This window comes from Leptolyngbya subtilissima AS-A7, assembly GCF_039962255.1.
In the GTDB taxonomy this organism is placed as follows: domain Bacteria; phylum Cyanobacteriota; class Cyanobacteriia; order Phormidesmidales; family Phormidesmidaceae; genus Nodosilinea.
Map to the genome: position 1 here is coordinate 114,535 of NZ_JAMPKY010000009.1, position 18,391 is coordinate 132,925.

An 18,391-nucleotide genomic window follows, 5' to 3' on the forward strand; every position below is an offset into this window, starting at 1 on the left:
CAATGCACTGTCTCAGAGATTTTCTACGATCCCATTGCTACTTCGTTAACGGTCTGTAGGGCGCGGAGAGAGCTGTCTCCAGATCGAGCCGCAACCTGCTCTGCCAGATACTCGGCGTCGCGGGCAATGCCCGAGAATCGGGCAGAACCCCAGGTATAGAGCCACGGCAGACCAAGGAAATAGAGCCCCGGCACGGCAGTAACCCCTCGGCGGTGGCCAGGATAGCCCTGACCGTCAAACACGGGTAGCTCGATCCAGCGAAAGTCGAGACCGTAGCCGATGCACCAAATTACTGAGGTGATATTGGCCTCTCGATAGTCGATGCCAGTATCCACGATTTCCGCCTCCCACACGGGCCGGTAGGGAGGGTCTATGGGTGCGTCAATGCCGTTCTTCTCGATGTAGGTGTCGATGGTGCGCTTAATGCTTTCGGCGACGGCATCGGCTTGGTCGAGATTTTCCTTGAGATCGTCGCTGAAGGTGAGCTGGGTGCCCTGAATATCCGTGAGTCGCCCATGCAGCCCCATTCCTTGTAAGGCAAAGTGGCGCAGGTCAATTTCGCGCCCGCCGCCGCGCCCGGTGACATAGTGGTTGGTCTTGTGGCGCACGGTTTCTTTTTGAGGATGGTCGTCGATCGCCAGGTCGTAGTAGCCCATTTGGTCGAGCCATTCCACCACGTCTTTGCCTCGGTAGCGTCGGGGCGATCGCGGCGCACCCCCTACGCATAGATGCACCTTGCGGCCCGCCAGATGCAGGTCTTCGGCAATCTGGCAGCCCGACTGCCCGGTGCCCACTACCAGCACGGCTCCCTCGGGCAACGACTCAGGGTTGCGATATTCTGCCGAGTGCAGTTGGACAATATCGGGAGCCAGACGCTCCGCCAGCCGAGGAATTTTGGGGGTGTGGTAGCCGCCTGTGGCCACGACCACCTGATCAGCGGTAAAGATGCCCCGGTTGGTCACCACCTCAAAGCCGCCGCCCTCGGGCTGACGCACCCGTTCTACCTTGACTCCCGTTTTGAGCGGCAGGTCGAAGTGGTTGGCGTAGCGCTCAATGTATTCCACAATGGCGTCGCGGCCCATGAAGCCCTTGGGATCGTCGCCAGGATAGGGAAAGCCGGGCAACTGGCACTGCCAGTTGGGGGTGACTAGACAGAACGAATCCCACCGCTTGGTGCGCCAGGAGTGGGCAACCTGATGCTGTTCGAAAATGATGTGGTCGATGCCTAGGCGACTGAGGCAGTAGCTCATCGACAGCCCTGCCTGGCCGCCGCCGATCACAATTACGCCGTAGTGCATAGTCATACCGTACGTCCTGAAAATGGTGTGGGAGGAGCCGAGGTTCTTTTTCGTACCCTAGGCCGTTGTTCTGGGGATGCTTGTAACCCCAGCTACCGAAAGTCTTGATCTAGCGCTAGTGGCAGGGAGGGGGTGTGCGATCGCCCTGCCCTGCCCTCGTCGCGCGTGAATTCGACCAGCTTACCTATCGAAAGTGATAGGGGTATCCCCAAGCCCAAACCCCCAAACTGGCGATTTGCCCCCGCGCCCCTGTTGATTAGGTCAGACCACCAAAGTTTGTAGTTGCTGATACGAGAGCCTCAGGCGATCGCCCGTAAGGTGCTGAGACATGCAGCCAGACATGCCGCGCTGCCAGCAACTTTGCAAGGAACTGAATCTATGCCTGAAGTAACTTTGCCAGCCCACCAGGCTGGGGATTTTTTGGTTGACTACGAAGAGAAAGTATTTCCCGATGTGCAGGCCGAACCCGGCGAAAAAGCCCTGATCACTTTCCACACGGTGGCCTTTGAAGGATCCATCGGTCTGGTGAACCTGCTCCAGGCCACTCGCTTAATCCGTAAGGGTTTTGAGACCACGGTACTGCTCTACGGCCCTGGCGTCACCCTAGGTGTGCAGCGGGGTTTCCCAAAACTAGGGGATGAAGCCTTCCCTGGCCACATGGCGATGAACAACCAAATCGTCAAGGTGATGGAGCTAGGCGGTAAAGTCTACGCCTGCCGCTTCGCCCTTCAGGCCCTCTATGGTCACGGCGAGCCTTCTCTGATCCCCGGCATTCGACCCATCAACCCCCTCGACGTGCTTGACCTCGTGCTGATGCACCGCAAAGAAGGCGCCTTTATTCTCGACACCTGGACCATGTAGAGACTCGTCAGCCTGCATCGGGTGGGCAATGCCCACCACCCCTCCTCCCACCCCCAAATCCCATGGATTACACCAAGACCATTCGAGCCGCTGCTGCGCAGATTAGCCCTGTGCTGTTCAGCTGCGACGGCACCACCGAGAAGGTGCTGGAGACGATCGCCCAGGCTGCCCAGGCCGGAGTGAAGCTAATCGTCTTTCCAGAAACCTTTATTCCCTACTACCCCTACTTCTCATTTGTGCAGCCGCCCGTTCTCATGGGTAAAGAGCACATGCGGCTGTACGAAGAGGCCGTGGTAGTGCCGGGGCCGGTGACCGATGCGGTGGGCCGGGCGGCGCGCTCCTACGGCATGGTGGTGGTGCTGGGGGTGAACGAGCGGGAGGCCGGCTCGATCTACAACACCCAGTTAATCTTTGACGCTGACGGCACCCTAGTGCTGAAGCGGCGCAAAATCACCCCTACTTACCACGAACGCATGGTCTGGGGGCAAGGGGATGGGGCCGGGCTGAAGGTGGTGGAAACAGCGGTGGGACGCGTTGGGGCGCTGGCCTGCTGGGAGCACTACAACCCCCTCGCCCGCTACGCGCTGATGACTCAGCATGAGCAGATTCACTGCGGTCAGTTTCCCGGGTCGATGGTGGGGCAGATTTTTGGCGACCAAATGGAGGTCACCATGCGCCACCACGCCCTAGAATCGGGCTGCTTTGTGGTCAACGCCACTGGCTGGCTCACGCCAGAGCAAAAGCAGCAGATTACCGCTGATGAGGGGATGCACCGCGTGCTGTCGGGGGGGTGCTACACCGCCATTATTAGCCCTGAAGGAGTGCCCCTGAGCGAGCCCATTACCGATGGGGAGGGGCTGGCGATCGCCGATCTCGACTTTTCGCTAATCACCAAACGCAAGCGCATGATGGACTCGGTAGGCCACTACGCCCGCCCCGACCTGCTGCGCCTGCGGTTAAATGCCGAACCCTGGTCGGTGGTAGAAACGCCCGGCCCGGCGGCCCAGATTTCCTCCAGCATGAACGGAGCCTCGCAGACTGCCCCAGCATTGGTAGACGAAGCAGCCGTTGGCCTACCCCCCAACAGCCTTGGTCTGCCAACCTCATAGGTCAAAATAGGCCAAAAATTTCGCAGCTCAATAGGTTTGAATGTGCTCGCTAGCCAGTTTTTAGCGGGACTGATTGACGCAGGTTTTTATTGGGTATTGAACATCAGGCCATGAACAAGCAGCGGTTGATTACAGAGTTACAAACCCACGGGCTGCGGCTGGTGGAATCTACCCCTGGAGCAGCGGGGCGGCGGGGCGGGGCAGGCCCCTCTGACCACCGCGCCATTACCATCGACGGTACTACCGTCATGGTGCCGATCTACACCGACAACGCTGCCCACTCCCCCTACACCCTCAAAGCCACCGCCGCCAGCCCTCTACATCTAGAGGCCTCGGGGGAAGCCATCACCCCTGTTGATGTGCCCAACGCGCCAAAGTTCTACGGTCTGACCACCGCCGATGGTATTCCCTACTCGAAGATTGCCCTCCTCCACGGGCGCGATGTGCTGGCAACCACGGTGCAGCAAACCTGTATGCGCTATCGCGACCCGGCTACAGCCTGCCAGTTCTGCGCTATCGAAAAGTCCCTAGACGCGGGGCGCACCATCGCGCGCAAAACGCCGCAACAGCTGGCGGAGGTAGCCGAAGCTGCCGTGCGGCTAGATGGGGTAACCAACATGATCATGACGACGGGAACGCCGAATACAAGCGATCGCGGTGCCGCCTATCTCACCGAATGCGCCGCCGCCATTCGCCAGCGAGTACCGAACTTGCCCATTCAGGCCCAGTGCGAACCGCCGGATGATTTCATCTGGTTTGAGCGTATGAAGGCAGCGGGCGTCGACAGCCTAGGCATGCACCTAGAGGCGGTGGATCCTGACGTGCGAGCCAGAATTATGCCCGGCAAAGCAGAAGTTCCTCTCACTGTCTACTTCGCGGCCTTTGAGGCGGCGGTGAACGTGTTTGGCTGGGGCCAGGTGAGCACCTACCTGCTGGCGGGCCTGGGCGACAGTTTAGAAACCTTGGTGGAAGTGAGCGATCGCCTCATCCAAATGGGCGTCTACCCCTTTGTGGTCCCCTTTGTCCCCATTGGTGAAACGCCGCTGGCCCATCATCCTTCCCCCAGCAGCGAGTTTATGTTCACGCTCTACCAGCGGGTAGGAGCGCTGCTGAAGCAGTCGGGCATGGCCTCGGCCGATATGAAGGCAGGCTGCGCCAAGTGCGGCGCTTGTTCGGCTCTGTCCACGTTTGAGGGTTAACGACTATGGCTCTCCATCGCTATAGCTTTGAACTGGCTAAAACTCCCCACGACTTAGAAGGCTACTTTGCCCTACGTCAGGCTATTTTTTGCGAAGAACAGGGGCTATTTGATCACGACGACGCCGATACCCTCGACGGTGTGGCCTATCCCATCGTCGCCATCGACCACGAGGCATCCTTGGAAAATCGCGTAGTGGGTGTGGTGCGCATTTACGAAAAATCGCCGCGGCTCTGGTACGGCGGACGGCTGGGGGTGCATCCCCACTATCGCCGGGTAGGGCGCATCGGCAAAGGATTGATTCACAAGGCAGTGACCACGGCAAATACCTGGGGCTGCGATCGCTTCCTCGCCACCGTTCAAGAGCAAAACGTCCGCTTCTTCCAACGCCTCCACTGGGACTCGCTAGAGGAAATGGTGCTGTGCGATCGCAACCACCACCTGATGGAAGCCGATCTAGCCCACTATCCCCCCGGCGATGAGATGCGGCCCGTTCTGCCTTGGTCGGTGCAGCAGGTGTCGTGAAGTGTGGATGGGTGGATGGGTGGATGCGCGCAGACTAAGAACTGGTTGAAAGCTTCCCACTAGCCACTTTGCAGAACATAAGTTTAACCCGATGATCAGTCAATCCTTTCCGTGGGGTGAAGGGCGGCGGATGTTGATTTGCGCCCCAGTAGGGGCGACGTCCCTTCGAGAAGGGGGTCTGGGGCCAGCGAAATGGCCCCAGCGGTAGATCTGGCTTTCTTCCCACTCGCCTTCGCTAGCAACACATTCCATGCCCCATCAGGTAACCTCTCCAAGCATCCCTCAAGCATTTATGTCAGACGAGCTAAAGCTATGGGAACTGGCCGCTGAACTACGGCGATCGCTCGGCATTCTCCACAAGCAAGACATCCAAACAGCAGCGGATCGCCTGGGTGCCCACGTGCGTTCCACTACCCAAGAACCTATCTTGCTGGGGGATGACTGCGCTGCCATCCCCGATGGCGACGGCTACCTGCTGCTGGCCGCCGAAGGCATGTGGCCCACCCTTGTGGAGACCGATCCCTGGTTTGCCGGTTGGTGCGCCGTAATGGTCAACGTCAGTGACATCTACGCGATGGGGGGCCGGCCGATCGCTGTAGTTGACACCATCTGGGCCCAGTCCGCAGCATCAATAGATCCCCTTTGGCAGGGCATGGTCGCTGCCTCCCAAGCCTTCAACGTGCCGATTGTGGGTGGCCACACCAGTTGCCACAGCCCCTACGAAGCTCTATCAGTCGCCATTCTGGGCCGGGCCCAGCGCCTGATCACCAGTTTCAGCGCTCAACCGGGAGATGTGCTGCTCCACGTCACCGACATGCAGGGGCACATGCATCCTCAGTACTCGTTTTGGAATGCGGCGACGGATTGCGATCGCGATCGCCTGCAAGCCAACCTAGAGCTGCTGCCCACCCTAGCCGAATCGGGCCTCTGCGACACCGGCAAAGACATCAGCATGGGCGGCATCATCGGCACCACCCTCATGCTGATGGAGACTTCGAACTGCGGGGCTGTGCTGGATTTAGGGGCGACCGCCCCACCCCCTCAAGTAGACCTGCTGCCGTGGCTACTTAGCTTCCCCAGCTACGGCTATCTGCTCAGCGTGCGCCCCGAAGCTGTAGAACAAATACAGCCCCCGTTCCACAACCAAGGATTGGTATGTGAACCCGTGGGCAAAATTACTGAAGGCCAAACCCTCACCCTCCATCTAGGCGATGCAACCTGTTGCTTCTGGGATTTCGCCACCGAACCACTTACCGGCTTTAGCGGCGGCGACCAGCCTAGATAAACCAATGACGCGCAATCTGCATAAGCTAGAAAGAGAGTATCGCTGGTTTTCCGTTGCGAGGTGTTGCCGATGACCATTGCCACCCAACTACTCACTCTCAACGAGTTTTTAGAACTCCCTGAGACCAAGCCCGCCTCAGAATTTATCAACGGCAAAATTTTTCAAAAGCCCATGCCCCAGGGAGAACACAGCCTATTACAAGGCCAGCTTTGTGAGACTATAAACCAGCAGGCCAGGCAAGCCACTGTGGCTATGGCGTTTCCAGAACTGCGCTGTACCTTTGGCAACAAATCGGTGGTGCCCGACGTGGCAGTCTTTCGATGGCTTCGCATTCCTCGCCAGCCGTCTGGGCGAATTGTCAATCGGTTTGACCTTCCCCCCGACTGGTCGATTGAAATTTTATCGCCTGAGCAAAGCCAGTCTCGGGTGCTCAGCAACTTGCTCCACTGTGCTCAGCATGGCACCGAACTCGGTTGGCTAATTGACCCTGCTGAGGAGACCGTGCTGATTGTCTGGCCCGACCAACGGGTGCAATTTCTCGAAGGAGAGGCGCGGCTGCCCACAATTGAGGGTGTTGAGCTATCGCTTACGGTTGCTGAGATTTTTAGATGATTAATCCTCTAATGGTCCCTCTTCGGGTTGCTCTGCTGACCTACGCCACCAAGCTACGCGGTAGCGTTGTGCATACGCTGGAGTTGGCAACGGCGCTGACAGAACTGGGGCATCAAGTCTGCGTTTACGCCCTCGATAAAGACGGCCAAGGCTTCGATCGAGCGATTCCAGCCAAGGTTCAGTTAGTACCTGCCAAACCGCCCCCGGCTGGCCTATCCCCTGACCAGGCTATCGACGCGCTGATTCGCCAGCGCATTCAAGAATTTGTCGATTACTTTTTGGCTTGTCCCGATCGCCACGATATCTACCACGCCCAAGACTGTATTGGTGCCAATGCCCTGGTGCAGCTGCGGCAGCAGGGCCGAGTGCCCAACGTAGTGCGTACTGTTCACCACATCGAAGACTACGCCAGCGTTTACCTTCAGCAGTGCCAAGATAAGTCGATTCGGGATCCTGATCTGTGTTTGTGCGTAAGCGATCGCTGGCACCAGGCTCTCCGAGACGAGTACGCTATCGAAGCCCCCCGAGTGCTCAACGGCGTGGATCTGCGGCGATTCTCTCCAATTCCCTCCGACCAAGAAGAGGCTCTCAAAGTTCGCTACGGCCTGAGCGGATCGCCTATCTTTCTCACCGTGGGGGGCATTGAGCCGCGCAAGAATTCTATTCGTTTGCTAGAAGCGTTTGCCCAGGTGCTCACCACCCATCCCCAGGCGCAGCTTGTCATTGCCGGTGGAGCCACCCTATTTGACTACGAACCCTACCGGCAAACGTTCTTTGCCCGGGCAAAAGATCTAGAGCAGCAGCACGGCCCATTGATGGGTCAATCCGTCCTGCTCCCAGGGGTGATTCCCGATGAAGATTTACCTGCGCTTTACCGCGCCGCCGATGTGTTTTGCTTTCCTTCGACCAAAGAGGGCTGGGGGTTGGTGGTGTTAGAGGCGATCGCCTCAGGCTTACCCGTCATCACCGCTGACCAGCCTCCGTTTACCGAATTTCTTAGCTCAAGCCAGGCTCTATTAGTCAATCCCGACTTGCCCTCTGCTATTGCCGCTGCCATGGTTGCGGCAATAGACCCTAGGACAGCAGATCAGCTCGTCCAGCATAGTCAGGCGGTGCTGCCCAACTACACCTGGGAAAAATCGGCTAGCCTGCACGTAACTCACTACCAAACCTTGATATAGCGTCGAATTTGCCACTCAAACCCCGCTCAGCAGAGAGAATTCTGACTACCATAGATGCAGGGCAGCCGCCGTTAATTAGAGCACGGTTGCCGGTCAAATTTTACAAAACTGAGTTTCTGGAACTTGTTAGGGTTCCAATCCATTTGTTCACCTCAAGAGGGTCGTCTGAGTGGCTGCTGCCATGGTCAATGCTGTTTCTACCCCTGCCCCTGCCGATACACTGCCTCCTCTAGTCGATGCTTCGCCCGATGAGGTGCAGCTCAGTTTGCCCGTCGAAGAGCCAGCCCCCGAGCCGCTAACCATTCCCCCAGCGACGCTGGCTCTGGCAGCTCAAGACGTGCGTATGGTGCTGCGCGAGCAAAATGAGCAAAGCCAAATTTTGACCACCAAGCTTAATATCTTGTTTGTGGCCAATGGGGCGCTGCTGACGAGCCTCAGCATTTCACGGTTGCTGGTGAGCGGTAGCGTGTTTAGTATCGCCGAAATTGTTGGGTTCTTGGCTAGCTTCTCGCTGCTGATGGGAGCATTTTTACCCCGTCAGGTGGCCGTTACTCCCAACCTAGAAGATCGTAAGTTTTTAGAAACCTATCTGGCCTTATCTGAGCAAGATTACCAGCTGCAAATGCTGGTCAATCTGTCTGAAACCTACAACGCCAATAAGCAACGGCTTGAAGATACTTCGCAAAGCCTTAAATATGCGGCCTACACCATCTGGAGCACAACTGTTATCATGCTGGTACATATCCTGGTAATTTACGTGGCTACCGGGTCATCTTCTGGGTTAATCTAGCGCCAGTCTAGAGACTCTGCTAGAAGCTCTGGCTCTAACGTTTTTGACCGCATTTAGCGGGAACCAGTATGAGTGATGGACAGCAAGAAACGACTCTAGAGCGGCGCGTGGCGTTGCCCGAGCCCGATGCGAGCAACATTACCGTGCTCACTGAGAGTTTGCCCAACGAGCCTGTGCTCCCCTGGCACCACTTCGATTCGCCCTGGTTAGAGCGCGATGAAGCAGCGACATCGGCTGAGAGTGATTCTGAGGCTCCTTCGGAAGATAGCGCTGATTCTGAACCCACTGAGCAGCTTACGCTGGATCTAGAGACGCTGGTAAGTGTCCTAGACAATAAGCTCAACGACGATGAGCCCAAAGACGCTGCCGCTTAGAACAAGGTACAGCCACCCTCACGTTGGTTAAGTGCTCCAAGGCAGCTAGGGTATTCAAAGGGCTCCGAGCGATCGCTATGGGCGATTGTTGAAGATTGGACAGCCGAGACGGCTATTCCACAAGAATTTCCCAGAGAATCCCAAGACGCAAATGACCAACTTTTGTGAGATGGGCCTCTGGCCTGTCATGGTTGGCACTCTTTTGGTTTACATCAGACCCAGCTGGGGTTTTTCGTTATAGGTAATCCAGTGGAGATTTAGCGTTTTAAGGATATCGACTAGCTGATCAAAGTCGGGCGGTTTAGCAATGTAGGCGTTGGCACCCAAGTCGTAGAGGCGATTGACATCGGTATATTCTCTGGATGAGGTGAGCGCCACCACGGGCAAGCGCCGGAGTTGGGGCTGTTGGCGAATCCAGGCTAATACTTCGGCCCCCGATCGCCGCGGCAGCTTGAGATCGAGCAGTACAAATACAGGCAATGGATAGGTGGCGCGATCGCTGTAGGGCGCTTCTCCGTTGAGGTACTGAAGTGCTGCATCACCGTCGCTGACCACCTGTACCAAGGTGGTGATATTAGCTTTGCGAAAGGCCCGCTGAACTAAAAAAACATCCTTAGGATTGTCTTCGACCAGTAATATGGTGTGTTCTGTGCTCATGGGAGAGGGGCAGCCGGGGGAGTGATGATTAGTTTGATTCAGGAAAAACTGGAGAAATTATTCACGCTATTCAGTATGGCAACTCAAGGCTACTAATTTAGAGATGGATCAGACCTTGCAACCAAAATCGGGCGCGCCTTACGGCTTTCCAGCAGGTAACTCTATCCAAAATCGGCTGCCCTGCCCGAGTTGGGATTCAACGCCTATTTGCCCACCCATGCGCTCTATGCCTTTGCGGGCGATCGCTAGCCCAATTCCAGTCCCTGGATAGTCTGCTTCGCTGTGCAGCCGAGCAAAGGGGCTAAAGATTTGCTGCTGGTGCTCTGACGCAATACCAATGCCATTGTCCTCCAGGTATAAACGAACGGTCGATGGCTCCCCTGCCGCTTCGTCCGGCCGGTTTTCAACCGCCCAGACTCGTACCTGGGGCTGCACACCATCGGCCACAAACTTAACCGCATTCAACAGTAAGTTGATCAAGACCTGATTGAGCATGGGGCGATTGGCTCGAACCATCGGCAGCGGTTCTTCGAGATCGATTTGAGCCTGGCGTTCTTGCAGCTCCGGCTTCAAGGTCGCTAATACATCTGTTAGAGCGACGGATAGATTGACCGGCTCTAGGGCAACTTCAACCCGTCTCATGCGGCTGTAGGCGAGTAGGTCGGTAATCAGAGTATTTAGCTGCTTGGTGTTAGCCAAAATCCGCTGCAAGCATTCTGAGTTGCTCGCATCTAAGGAAGGACCAATGTCTTCTAACAAAATTTGAGCAAAGCCTTGAATGGCTCGCAGGGGGGCACGCAAATCATGGGAGATGGAATAGGTGAACTCTTCGAGATCCTGATTTACCGCTTCCAGTTCGGCCGTTCGTTTTTGCACCCGTGCTTCTAAGGTGGCGTTGAGTTCTTGCAGGGCTACTTCACCTTGCTTGCGCTCTGTAATGTCTTCGATCAGGCCATCGATAACGGTAATGCCTTCAACCGTATTCAAGGTTGTGGTTAAAAGGGCCCAAAATTCAGTTCCATTGCTTCTGTGCAGCTGCACTTCTTGCTCCTGCTGCTGGGGGGGCGGTAAATCGATTAAAAGACTGTAGTAATGGCGAGTATCAATCAAATTGAGTTCGCTCGCTTGAGCCAGTGACTCTGCGCCCAATAACTCTAGAAAAGCACGATTTGCCTCCAGCAGGGTGCCCTCTGAATTAGAGCGAAAAATGCCGATTTTGACCTGATTCAGCAATCCCTGTAGGCGAATTTCTAACAGGGCAGCTCGTTGTTGTACTTGCCGCCGTTCTAGCGCAATTCGAACGGCAGTCGGTACGCGGATGTAGCGATTGGGTTCTTTAAGAATGTAGTCGTCGAGGCCTAGCTTCATTGCTTCGACGGCAACTTCCTCGGTGCCGGTATTGGTAAACATAACTACTGGGCAGCGGGGATAATGTTGTCTCACCGTTTCTAGAATGTCTAGTCCGGTGGTCCAGCGCAGTTGAAAGTCGGTCACCACGGCGTCGAAGTTGCCTGATTTGATGGCCCGACTAAATTCACCGGAGCTGTTAATTTGCTGAACGTCTAGCTGGTCAAATTCACGCTTTAATTCTCGCAGCACTAGGAGGCGATCGCTGCGGTTGTCGTCAATAAGAAGAATTCGGAGGGGTTGGGTCATGGGTCAAATTATGGGATGGGGGAACAGCCATTGGTAACGCAATCCAAAACCGACTGCCGCGGCCCAGTTGCGATTCCACTCCGACTTGCCCGCCCATCCGCTCTAGCCCTTTGCGCACAATGGCTAGGCCAATGCCCGTGCCGGGGTAGCTCTCGGCCCCATGCAGACGTTCAAAGACGCGGAAGACTCGCTCTTGGTGTTCGGGTGCAATGCCAATGCCGTTGTCTACGATCCACATTCGTATCCAGCGGCGCCCATTGTGATACGTTTCTTCGGCAAAAATATCTATCTGTGGTTGGGTAGTGGGCTCAACAAACTTGATTGCATTGCCGATTAAGTTGGTCACGGCTTGAATGAGGGTTGAGCGATGGGCCATGACCCCAGGCAAGGCTGCCGCAACCTCAATCTGAGCCTGCTTTTCCTGAATTTGAGCCGTTAGCTGCTTCAAAGCGTCTTCTACGACTTCAGCTAGTTTTGTGGGCTGTAGACTAATTTGAGTGCGAGTGAGACGGCTGTAGTTTAGTAAGTCGCTGATTAGTCCATTCATCTGCGCCGCATCTTCCATGATGGAAGCGATATAGTTGCGGCCCAGGTCGTCTAGCTGCTCACCGCAGTCTTCGATCAGGGCGTTGGCAAACCCATGAATGGTGCGCAGCGGCGCGCGCAAATCGTGGGAAACCGAGTAGGTAAACGCTTCTAGTTCCTGGTTGGTTTCTTCTAGCTGAGCGGTGCGATCGCTAACCCGTTGCTCTAGTAGCGCCGCATAGTTTTGAAGCTGGGTGCGAAGCCGGGTCTGCTCTAGGGCGATCGCCAGCTGGTTGGCCACCTCAAAGGCAATCTCCTGGGCTTCTTCGTCAAAGGCAGCCGGCTCAGTCGATGCCAGGTTGAGTTCGCCCACGAGGGTGTGGTCTACCCGGAGGGGCACACTTAGGCAGCTTAAAAATCCCTGGGCTCTCAACTGCACCAGTACCGGTGGGCAGGCTTCTGCGGTGGACAGATTTTGAACGTAGCGAACGCCGTTGAGCATGGTCTGCTCGAGGGCAAAGTCGGCAACGGTGAGACGAGTGCCCACCGGCAGGGCCAGTTCGCCGACCTGGCTATTGCTGGCCAAGACTTGAGCGGTTTCGGTCTCTAAGTCGAAAATAGCCACAAACGCCTGTTGGAACTTCACAACTTGGCGCATTTTGGTAAGGGCTTTGCCGATCAGAGGTCTGTCCAGCTCTGCGGCTAATATTGCTCGGTCAATGTCGTGTAGAGCCGCCAGTCGTCGAGCGCTGCGCTGGAGTGAAATGGCCGATTGTTCAGCTTCTTGAGTTCTCAATTGGGCTGTTTGCAGGGCATCTTTGTAAACCCGCGAGACCCATAAAATTTGGCGGTAGATGAAATAGGCAAGCATGGCACCGATGCCAGCTGCCAAAAGCAAACTGGTCAAAATAACGGATTGAGTCGTCGCCTGAGCCGTCTGACTGCGCTGGTTTCGCAGCCGCTCCTCCGTGGAGATAAATGCAGCGATCTGTTGCCGCATTTGATCCATGATCTGTTTTCGGCCCCTGAGATCACTTAACGGTTCTAACTCGCCCCGCTGCCGGCGGGCAATGGCAGGTAAAACCTGTTGTTCCCACCGTTGAAAGGATGCCGTCAGTTCAACAACTCGCTCAACCTGGCTCGGATTGTCTGAAACTAAAGTCTTTAACTCCTCCAGCCTGGGCTCAATTAACCGGTTAGCTTGCTCGTAAGGTTCCAAAAACTCTTGCTCGCCGGTCAGCAGATACCCCCGAAAGCCAGTTTCCATATCCAACAGCAGATTTTGAGCCGAGTTGGCTTGCGAAATCACCCTGCTTGTGTGGTCTACCCAGTCCAAGGCCGACAATAGCCGAGTGGTTTGCCAGATGGAAATACCTGACAAAAGCAGCAGTAGGACGATGGGTAGGGCGATCGCGCGGGTCAGCCTACGGCGAAACTGGGTTTGAGGAACGATAAGAATCATGCTTTTATGCTACTGCGCTCCCCAGCAGCGCCAACCTGAGGGTCAACGCGGCCCAGGTGCTGAACCTTAAAGGCGAATGTCAGGGCCAATTAAGTCGGAGAGCTTTTCTACGTCGTAGAGCAGCATCGCAATGCGCTCTAGACCGAGGCCCCAGGCGACGGTGGCTTTTTCGCCGCAGCCTAGGGGGGCGAGCATTTCTTGGCGGAATAGGCCCGAATTGCCAACTTCAATGTAGCGATCGCTGGGTGGATGATAGGCAAACACCTCCAGCGACGGCTCCGTATAGGGGTTGTAGGTAGGCTTAAACTTCAGATCCTTAAACCCTAGCCGCTCGTAGAAATAGGTCAGGTAGCCCATCAGCGTGCGCACGCTGAGCAGTTCACCCACCACCACGCCTTCGATCTGGTGGAACTCGGCTAGGTGCGTGCGATCGACGGTTTCGTTGCGAAAGACGCGATCGATGGAGAAGTATTTGCCGTCTTTGCCCTGGAGCTGGTGCAAGCGGCGGGCGGTAGAGGTCGTGGTGTGAGCCCGCAGAATGGCGCGGCTGGCTTCGGCCTCGGTCCACTGGCCGCCGTAGTTGGCTTCGTGCACCTGTTTGACTCGCTGCACTAGAGCCGGGTCATCCGGGAGGGGTAGGGTCTGGGGGTTGGCCAGATAAAAGGTGTCCTGCACCTCGCGGGCCGGGTGGTCTTGGGGGGTAAACAGGGCGTCGAAATTCCAAAAGGCCGACTCCACCATATAGCCCGACATCTCGTCGAAGCCCATGTTCAAGAAAATATCGCGGATGCGCTGAATGCACTGGGTGAGAATGGTGGGTCGTCCATAGGCGACATTGGGCACCTCGGCGTGAATGTCGTAGGGCTTGAGGTCGGCCTGCCGCCACTGGCCCGACAAAATTAGCTCGCTGGTCAGGGTCGTCACCACATCCCCCAGGTCCAGGGTTTGCAAGGCCGGGAGCACAGTGAGGCTGTAGTCTGTCTCGACCCGACTGATGATGTAACCCTGCTGCTGGAGCCATTCCAGCGAGGACGCCGCGCTGGAATCTAGATCTTTGCCCGCTGCGATCGCCTCAAACACTCCCTGCCGCTGCTGGTAGGCACCCAACACCGACGACTTCAGCACGGCCACAGTCCCTTCGCCATCGCCATCAATCAAATCGACGGCCTGCTCGCGCCGCAGGGCACCGTAGTTGAGGCTAAAGGCAGGGCCGAGCTCAGCCTGGAGCTGGGCGCGATCGCACTGGCCTGCCAGCAGCCGATCCGCCAGCAGAGACCCCGGCAGCACGCCGGCCAAATCCTCTCCTTTGGCCGTTAGCGCCCAGGTTTGCTGGGTATGCTCCTGCCACTGCACATAGCCATTTAGAGCCCCGCTGAGCAAAAAACCATTGATAAAGTTGAAGTCAAACCCGGCTTGGGCACAGAGCGATCGCAGACTCGCCACCGTTTGGTGCTGCTGCAACAGGTCGATAAACTGCCGCTGTTTGCCAGTGAGCTGAAGCAAGTCGAGCATAGCCAAGGTTGAGAAAATCTCTATCAGCCTATCAATCTTCCCCCATTCCCAAGGGCCAACATTGATGAAAAGATAGACACCACTGCCCGGATTCAAGGGATTTTTCCACTATGTCTGACGAGCCTACTCTGCCCTCCGGTCCCGGTTTCGGCTTCACGTTTCTGTATTACTTTTCTGGCACTGCTCTAGTTACAGCCCTGCTGGCGGTCAACTCTCTCGGCATTGGCTTAGACACTGGTTTGCCCAACCTATACGGCACCCTATTTGGCACGGCGGGCGGCCTCTTAGGTGCTTTCGGTAACCGCAGCACCACGTTGATCCTGCCCATCAACAGCCGCAAAACCTTCAAGCGGGAGCTAGATGCTGCCCTAGCTGAGATGGGCTACACCGAAGATGCCGAAGCCAACCTAGAGGGCATCTTGGTCTACCGCCGTCCCTTTGTGCGTCAGCTCCTCTCCGGCCGTGTCTACGTGCTGCTAAGTGACAAGCAGGCTCAGATCAGCACCCGAGCCGTGCACATGGGCGGCATCAAAAAACGCCTCGAAGCCAGCGGTATACGATAGGAGAGAGGTGAGTGTTTTGAGTGTTTAATTTTTCTGACACAACTCAAAACTCCCTACCCTCCCACTCCCTACCCTCCCACTCCCCCAATGCCCCGCAAGCAAAAATATCCCCACCTGCTCGGCTCAAAATGGACGGCCTGCCAGAAGACCGACGGCTGGCGACATTTTCAGGTGACCAACCGCAAGCAGGATGGCCAGTGGGTGTTTGCGGAGCTGGTAGCCTCCTGTGATCCCACGGTGCGGCTGTGGGTCAACGCCAAACAGCTCAAAAATCGTGCCCTCTGGCAGCCGGGGTGGCAACCCCTCAACCCGTCAGCTCCCCCGGCTGAGGAAGACTTATTTTGGTTAAACTAGAGGTTAAGAGGTGCTGACATTTGAGTTTTTGATCTGGCGAAGCACGCAGACCTGAAACGCGTTAGAGTCAGTACAGGCAAAGGTTCGCCAGAGGACAGCAGCTATGTGGCACGTGGTTTACATTATTGCGTTTGCGGTTCTGGCGATCATGGCGATCGCTAACCTAGTCAGAAACTTGATTTTGCTTGGCGGTAACGCCCGCAATCCCCAATCGCCTAGAACCTACGGTGGCCAGCAGAACGCTTCAGGCGATCGCCCCATGCCCCACCCAGAGCTGCTTGATCAAGACGGCCAGGTGATTCGCGAACCGCTGCTGGTCATGCGATCCATTTCGGTAAAAGATGCCCGTGACCAGCTCGACGCCCTCTACAACGGCACTGGCAGCCCCCTCGATGAGCCAGAAGATAGCGGTTCTGAGTCTGAGCGTTGATGCCATTCTTTAACCAACTTCCTTGAAACTAAAAAGGCTGGGTTCTGTTTTAAGAGAACCCAGCCTTTTTGATATCTGCTTGTGTTGGCTGGGGAGACTGGAGATCGGCACTGCTCTAAATGCGGCAGCGATTGGCAAGGGATTCGTCAACCGACCCAGAAGTAGAATCAGTTTCTGGATTGCCGCAGCCCTCGGCTAGACGGGCTTCACGCTCGGCCAAAATCGTCTTGAGACTGGGCCTGCCGGTAATCGCTAGACGCCAGTTAGCCCACAGACCGTAGACCCAATCGACCAGCGGGCCAAGGATTGGCCAGCGGGTAGGCGCGTAGATCCAGCCAATACCTAGAACTGCGTAGACTTGGCGAAACACATCCACATTCTGAATCACGGTGCCGTCGGCCTTCACAGCGTGGATGCGACCCATGGCCGTGGCAAAATCGATACCGCCGTTGTCTGCGGGGTTGTAGTCGTCAGCCGCAATATCGGTAAAGGCGATCAGCCCACGGCCGTTGTCTTGCTTGCGCAAAAAATTGACTTCCCGCAGACATAGGGGACAGTCGCCATCATAGAGCAGCTTGATTTTCCAAGCGATCGCATGGGGTGTTTGGGCAGAAGATGCAGCAGCAGTCGTCATAGAAATATGAGGCCAAGACAGTGCGAAGGAAGAAACTATTCCCTACACATATCTTAACAACCTAGACCTTGGTCTGCTGCGAGAACCATTAGATTTCGCGATTTAGACGGCTAAACGTCGCCAGTCTAAAGCACCCGAGCTTTTAGCAGGGTGCTGGGCAAGGTAAGCAGCTTGCGCAGAGAAGGGACGTAGGCTCGCTGAGTAAACACGTCGTAGCCGTTTTTTTCAATCACGTCCAAAATCTGGCGGTAGAGAGCTAGGGCAGCCCACACGGGCCAGCGAGCGTCTTCACTTAGCAGCCCAATGCCGCTCTCTGCTTCGGCGTAAAACCGACGGGCGCGATCGATCTGAAAGGCCATGAGGGCACGCCAGCGATCGTCTACAATACCAGCGACTAGGTCAGCTTCGGTGTAGTCAAAGGCGGCCAGATCCTTTAGGGGTAGGTAAATGCGGCCTCGGCGAGCGTCTTCGCCCACGTCGCGCAGAATGTTGGTAAGTTGGTTGGCAATGCCTAGGGCGATCGCCTGGGGAGTGGGGTCGAGCTGCTGTTGCTGGCTCCAGGGAGCAGTTTGCAGTTGGGTATCAATGCCCATCACTGTGGTCGACATCAACCCTACGGTGCCGGCTACGCGGTAGCAGTACAGCTCTAGGTCTTCGAAGGTGTCGTAGCGATTGCGGTGTAAATCCATCCGCTGGCCCGCGATCATGTCGCGAAAGGGCTGAATGTCGAGGGGAAACTGCTCCAGGGTATCTACCAGGGCGACATCCTCGTCATCCACTGGGCATCCGGCAAAAATTGACTCTAGCTGCGACTCCCACCGATCCAACGTCTTTTCGCTGGTGAACTGCGCCTGCGGCCCGTCCACGAGTTCATCGGTGCGGCGACACCAGACGTAAATAGCCCAGATGGCGCGCCGCTTGGCAGGGGCCATCAGCATGGTGCCGGTGTAAAACGTCTTGGAATATTTCGCCGTGACGCGTCGGCACACCTCGTAGGCATCCTCAACGGAGGATAGGGATTGGATGGGGGGAGAATCCGTCAGTTGCAGCATTAATGACCCAAACCTGGAGAATATAAATCTCAAACCGACTACAGGCAATTCTGCTTAACCTAGCCTCTCACAACTGCACCCAACTTTGGCAAAACAGTTGAAATCGGCCCATTCCCCGAAGCAACCCTGCCTCTGCCGTTCCTAAAGATTATATGTTGCAATCCGTAACATTTGTCCGCAAATTCCAAATGCGTGCTCTCTATTTCCAGCGTATTAAGGGCTGACTACCCATTTGAAGGCCATCCAGATAAGATAATAGACTGCGTATTAAACTGCTTGATGCCAAACCCCCGCTGTGGGTTCTCTGCGCTCC

The 18,391-nt window shown here is 56.2% G+C and carries 19 protein-coding genes; 12 read left to right on the plus strand and 7 right to left on the minus strand.

Features of this window, described 5'->3' with window-relative positions; all coding sequences use genetic code 11:
• Positions 1–23: 23 nt before the first annotated feature.
• Positions 24–1,304 (minus strand): MSMEG_0569 family flavin-dependent oxidoreductase, encoded by a 1,281-nt coding sequence (locus NC979_RS19035; protein ID WP_190516531.1) that lies wholly within the window; start codon positions 1,302–1,304, stop codon positions 24–26.
• Between the two features lie 372 nt (positions 1,305–1,676).
• On the opposite strand from NC979_RS19035, the gene NC979_RS19040 reads away from it, so the two are divergent.
• The 9 genes from NC979_RS19040 (at position 1,677) to NC979_RS19080 (ending at position 9,233) form a co-directional block, all read left to right on the plus strand.
• Positions 1,677–2,159: an MSMEG_0572/Sll0783 family nitrogen starvation response protein gene (locus NC979_RS19040; RefSeq protein ID WP_190516533.1), complete on the plus strand. Its 483-nt coding sequence runs from the start codon at positions 1,677–1,679 to the stop codon at positions 2,157–2,159.
• A 62-nt stretch (positions 2,160–2,221) separates the two neighbouring features.
• Positions 2,222–3,268: a Nit6803 family nitrilase gene (locus tag NC979_RS19045; protein WP_190516536.1), complete on the plus strand. Its 1,047-nt coding sequence runs from the start codon at positions 2,222–2,224 to the stop codon at positions 3,266–3,268.
• A gap of 110 nt (positions 3,269–3,378) precedes the next feature.
• Positions 3,379–4,467 (plus strand): MSMEG_0568 family radical SAM protein, encoded by a 1,089-nt coding sequence (locus tag NC979_RS19050; protein ID WP_190516539.1) that lies wholly within the window; start codon positions 3,379–3,381, stop codon positions 4,465–4,467.
• A gap of 5 nt (positions 4,468–4,472) precedes the next feature.
• The gene (locus NC979_RS19055; RefSeq protein WP_190516541.1) at positions 4,473–4,991 is read left to right on the plus strand and encodes an MSMEG_0567/Sll0786 family nitrogen starvation N-acetyltransferase; all 519 of its coding nucleotides are present in this window, start codon (positions 4,473–4,475) and stop codon (positions 4,989–4,991) included.
• A 292-nt stretch (positions 4,992–5,283) separates the two neighbouring features.
• Positions 5,284–6,276 (plus strand): sll0787 family AIR synthase-like protein, encoded by a 993-nt coding sequence (locus NC979_RS19060; protein ID WP_190516545.1) that lies wholly within the window; start codon positions 5,284–5,286, stop codon positions 6,274–6,276.
• Positions 6,277–6,345: 69 nt separating this feature from the next.
• Positions 6,346–6,888 (plus strand): Uma2 family endonuclease, encoded by a 543-nt coding sequence (locus tag NC979_RS19065; protein ID WP_190516547.1) that lies wholly within the window; start codon positions 6,346–6,348, stop codon positions 6,886–6,888.
• Between the two features lie 11 nt (positions 6,889–6,899).
• Positions 6,900–8,069, plus strand: coding sequence for an MSMEG_0565 family glycosyltransferase (locus NC979_RS19070; protein WP_190516550.1), 1,170 nt, complete (start codon positions 6,900–6,902; stop codon positions 8,067–8,069).
• A gap of 181 nt (positions 8,070–8,250) precedes the next feature.
• Complete coding sequence (locus tag NC979_RS19075) at positions 8,251–8,859, plus strand: hypothetical protein (RefSeq protein ID WP_190516553.1); 609 nt, start codon at positions 8,251–8,253, stop codon at positions 8,857–8,859.
• Between the two features lie 68 nt (positions 8,860–8,927).
• Positions 8,928–9,233 (plus strand): hypothetical protein, encoded by a 306-nt coding sequence (locus tag NC979_RS19080; RefSeq protein WP_190516556.1) that lies wholly within the window; start codon positions 8,928–8,930, stop codon positions 9,231–9,233.
• A gap of 207 nt (positions 9,234–9,440) precedes the next feature.
• Here NC979_RS19080 and NC979_RS19085 read toward each other — a convergent pair whose 3' ends face one another.
• The 4 genes from NC979_RS19085 to pheS all read right to left on the minus strand — a co-directional run bounded on the left by NC979_RS19085 (position 9,441) and on the right by pheS (position 15,045).
• Positions 9,441–9,890, minus strand: coding sequence for a response regulator (locus tag NC979_RS19085; protein WP_190516558.1), 450 nt, complete (start codon positions 9,888–9,890; stop codon positions 9,441–9,443).
• Positions 9,891–10,028: 138 nt separating this feature from the next.
• Positions 10,029–11,546 (minus strand): sensor histidine kinase, encoded by a 1,518-nt coding sequence (locus NC979_RS19090; RefSeq protein ID WP_190516561.1) that lies wholly within the window; start codon positions 11,544–11,546, stop codon positions 10,029–10,031.
• Positions 11,515–13,533 carry a sensor histidine kinase gene (locus NC979_RS19095; RefSeq protein WP_190516563.1) on the minus strand — a complete coding sequence of 673 codons (2,019 nt, stop codon included), beginning with the start codon at positions 13,531–13,533 and terminating at the stop codon, positions 11,515–11,517. Before NC979_RS19095 ends, NC979_RS19090 begins: the two co-directional genes overlap by 32 nt.
• Before the next feature lie 66 nt (positions 13,534–13,599).
• The gene (gene pheS / locus NC979_RS19100) at positions 13,600–15,045 is read right to left on the minus strand and encodes a phenylalanine--tRNA ligase subunit alpha (RefSeq protein WP_190516566.1); all 1,446 of its coding nucleotides are present in this window, start codon (positions 15,043–15,045) and stop codon (positions 13,600–13,602) included.
• A 110-nt stretch (positions 15,046–15,155) separates the two neighbouring features.
• Here pheS and NC979_RS19105 point away from each other — a divergent pair, with 110 nt between their 5' ends.
• The 3 genes from NC979_RS19105 (at position 15,156) to NC979_RS19115 (ending at position 16,392) form a co-directional block, all read left to right on the plus strand.
• Positions 15,156–15,608 (plus strand): hypothetical protein, encoded by a 453-nt coding sequence (locus NC979_RS19105; protein WP_190516568.1) that lies wholly within the window; start codon positions 15,156–15,158, stop codon positions 15,606–15,608.
• Positions 15,609–15,695: 87 nt separating this feature from the next.
• Positions 15,696–15,962 carry a TIGR02450 family Trp-rich protein gene (locus tag NC979_RS19110; RefSeq protein ID WP_190516570.1) on the plus strand — a complete coding sequence of 89 codons (267 nt, stop codon included), beginning with the start codon at positions 15,696–15,698 and terminating at the stop codon, positions 15,960–15,962.
• A gap of 103 nt (positions 15,963–16,065) precedes the next feature.
• Entirely contained in the window at positions 16,066–16,392 is a 327-nt protein-coding gene (locus NC979_RS19115) for a DUF2973 domain-containing protein (RefSeq protein ID WP_190516573.1), read from the plus strand.
• Between the two features lie 115 nt (positions 16,393–16,507).
• Here NC979_RS19115 and NC979_RS19120 read toward each other — a convergent pair whose 3' ends face one another.
• Together NC979_RS19120 and crtB are read right to left on the minus strand one after the other, a co-directional pair.
• Positions 16,508–17,026, minus strand: a complete 519-nt coding sequence (locus NC979_RS19120; RefSeq protein ID WP_190516575.1) for a thiol-disulfide oxidoreductase DCC family protein — start codon at positions 17,024–17,026, stop codon at positions 16,508–16,510.
• A gap of 125 nt (positions 17,027–17,151) precedes the next feature.
• Positions 17,152–18,078, minus strand: a complete 927-nt coding sequence (gene crtB, locus NC979_RS19125; RefSeq protein ID WP_190516578.1) for a 15-cis-phytoene synthase CrtB — start codon at positions 18,076–18,078, stop codon at positions 17,152–17,154.
• Positions 18,079–18,391: the final 313 nt, after the last annotated feature.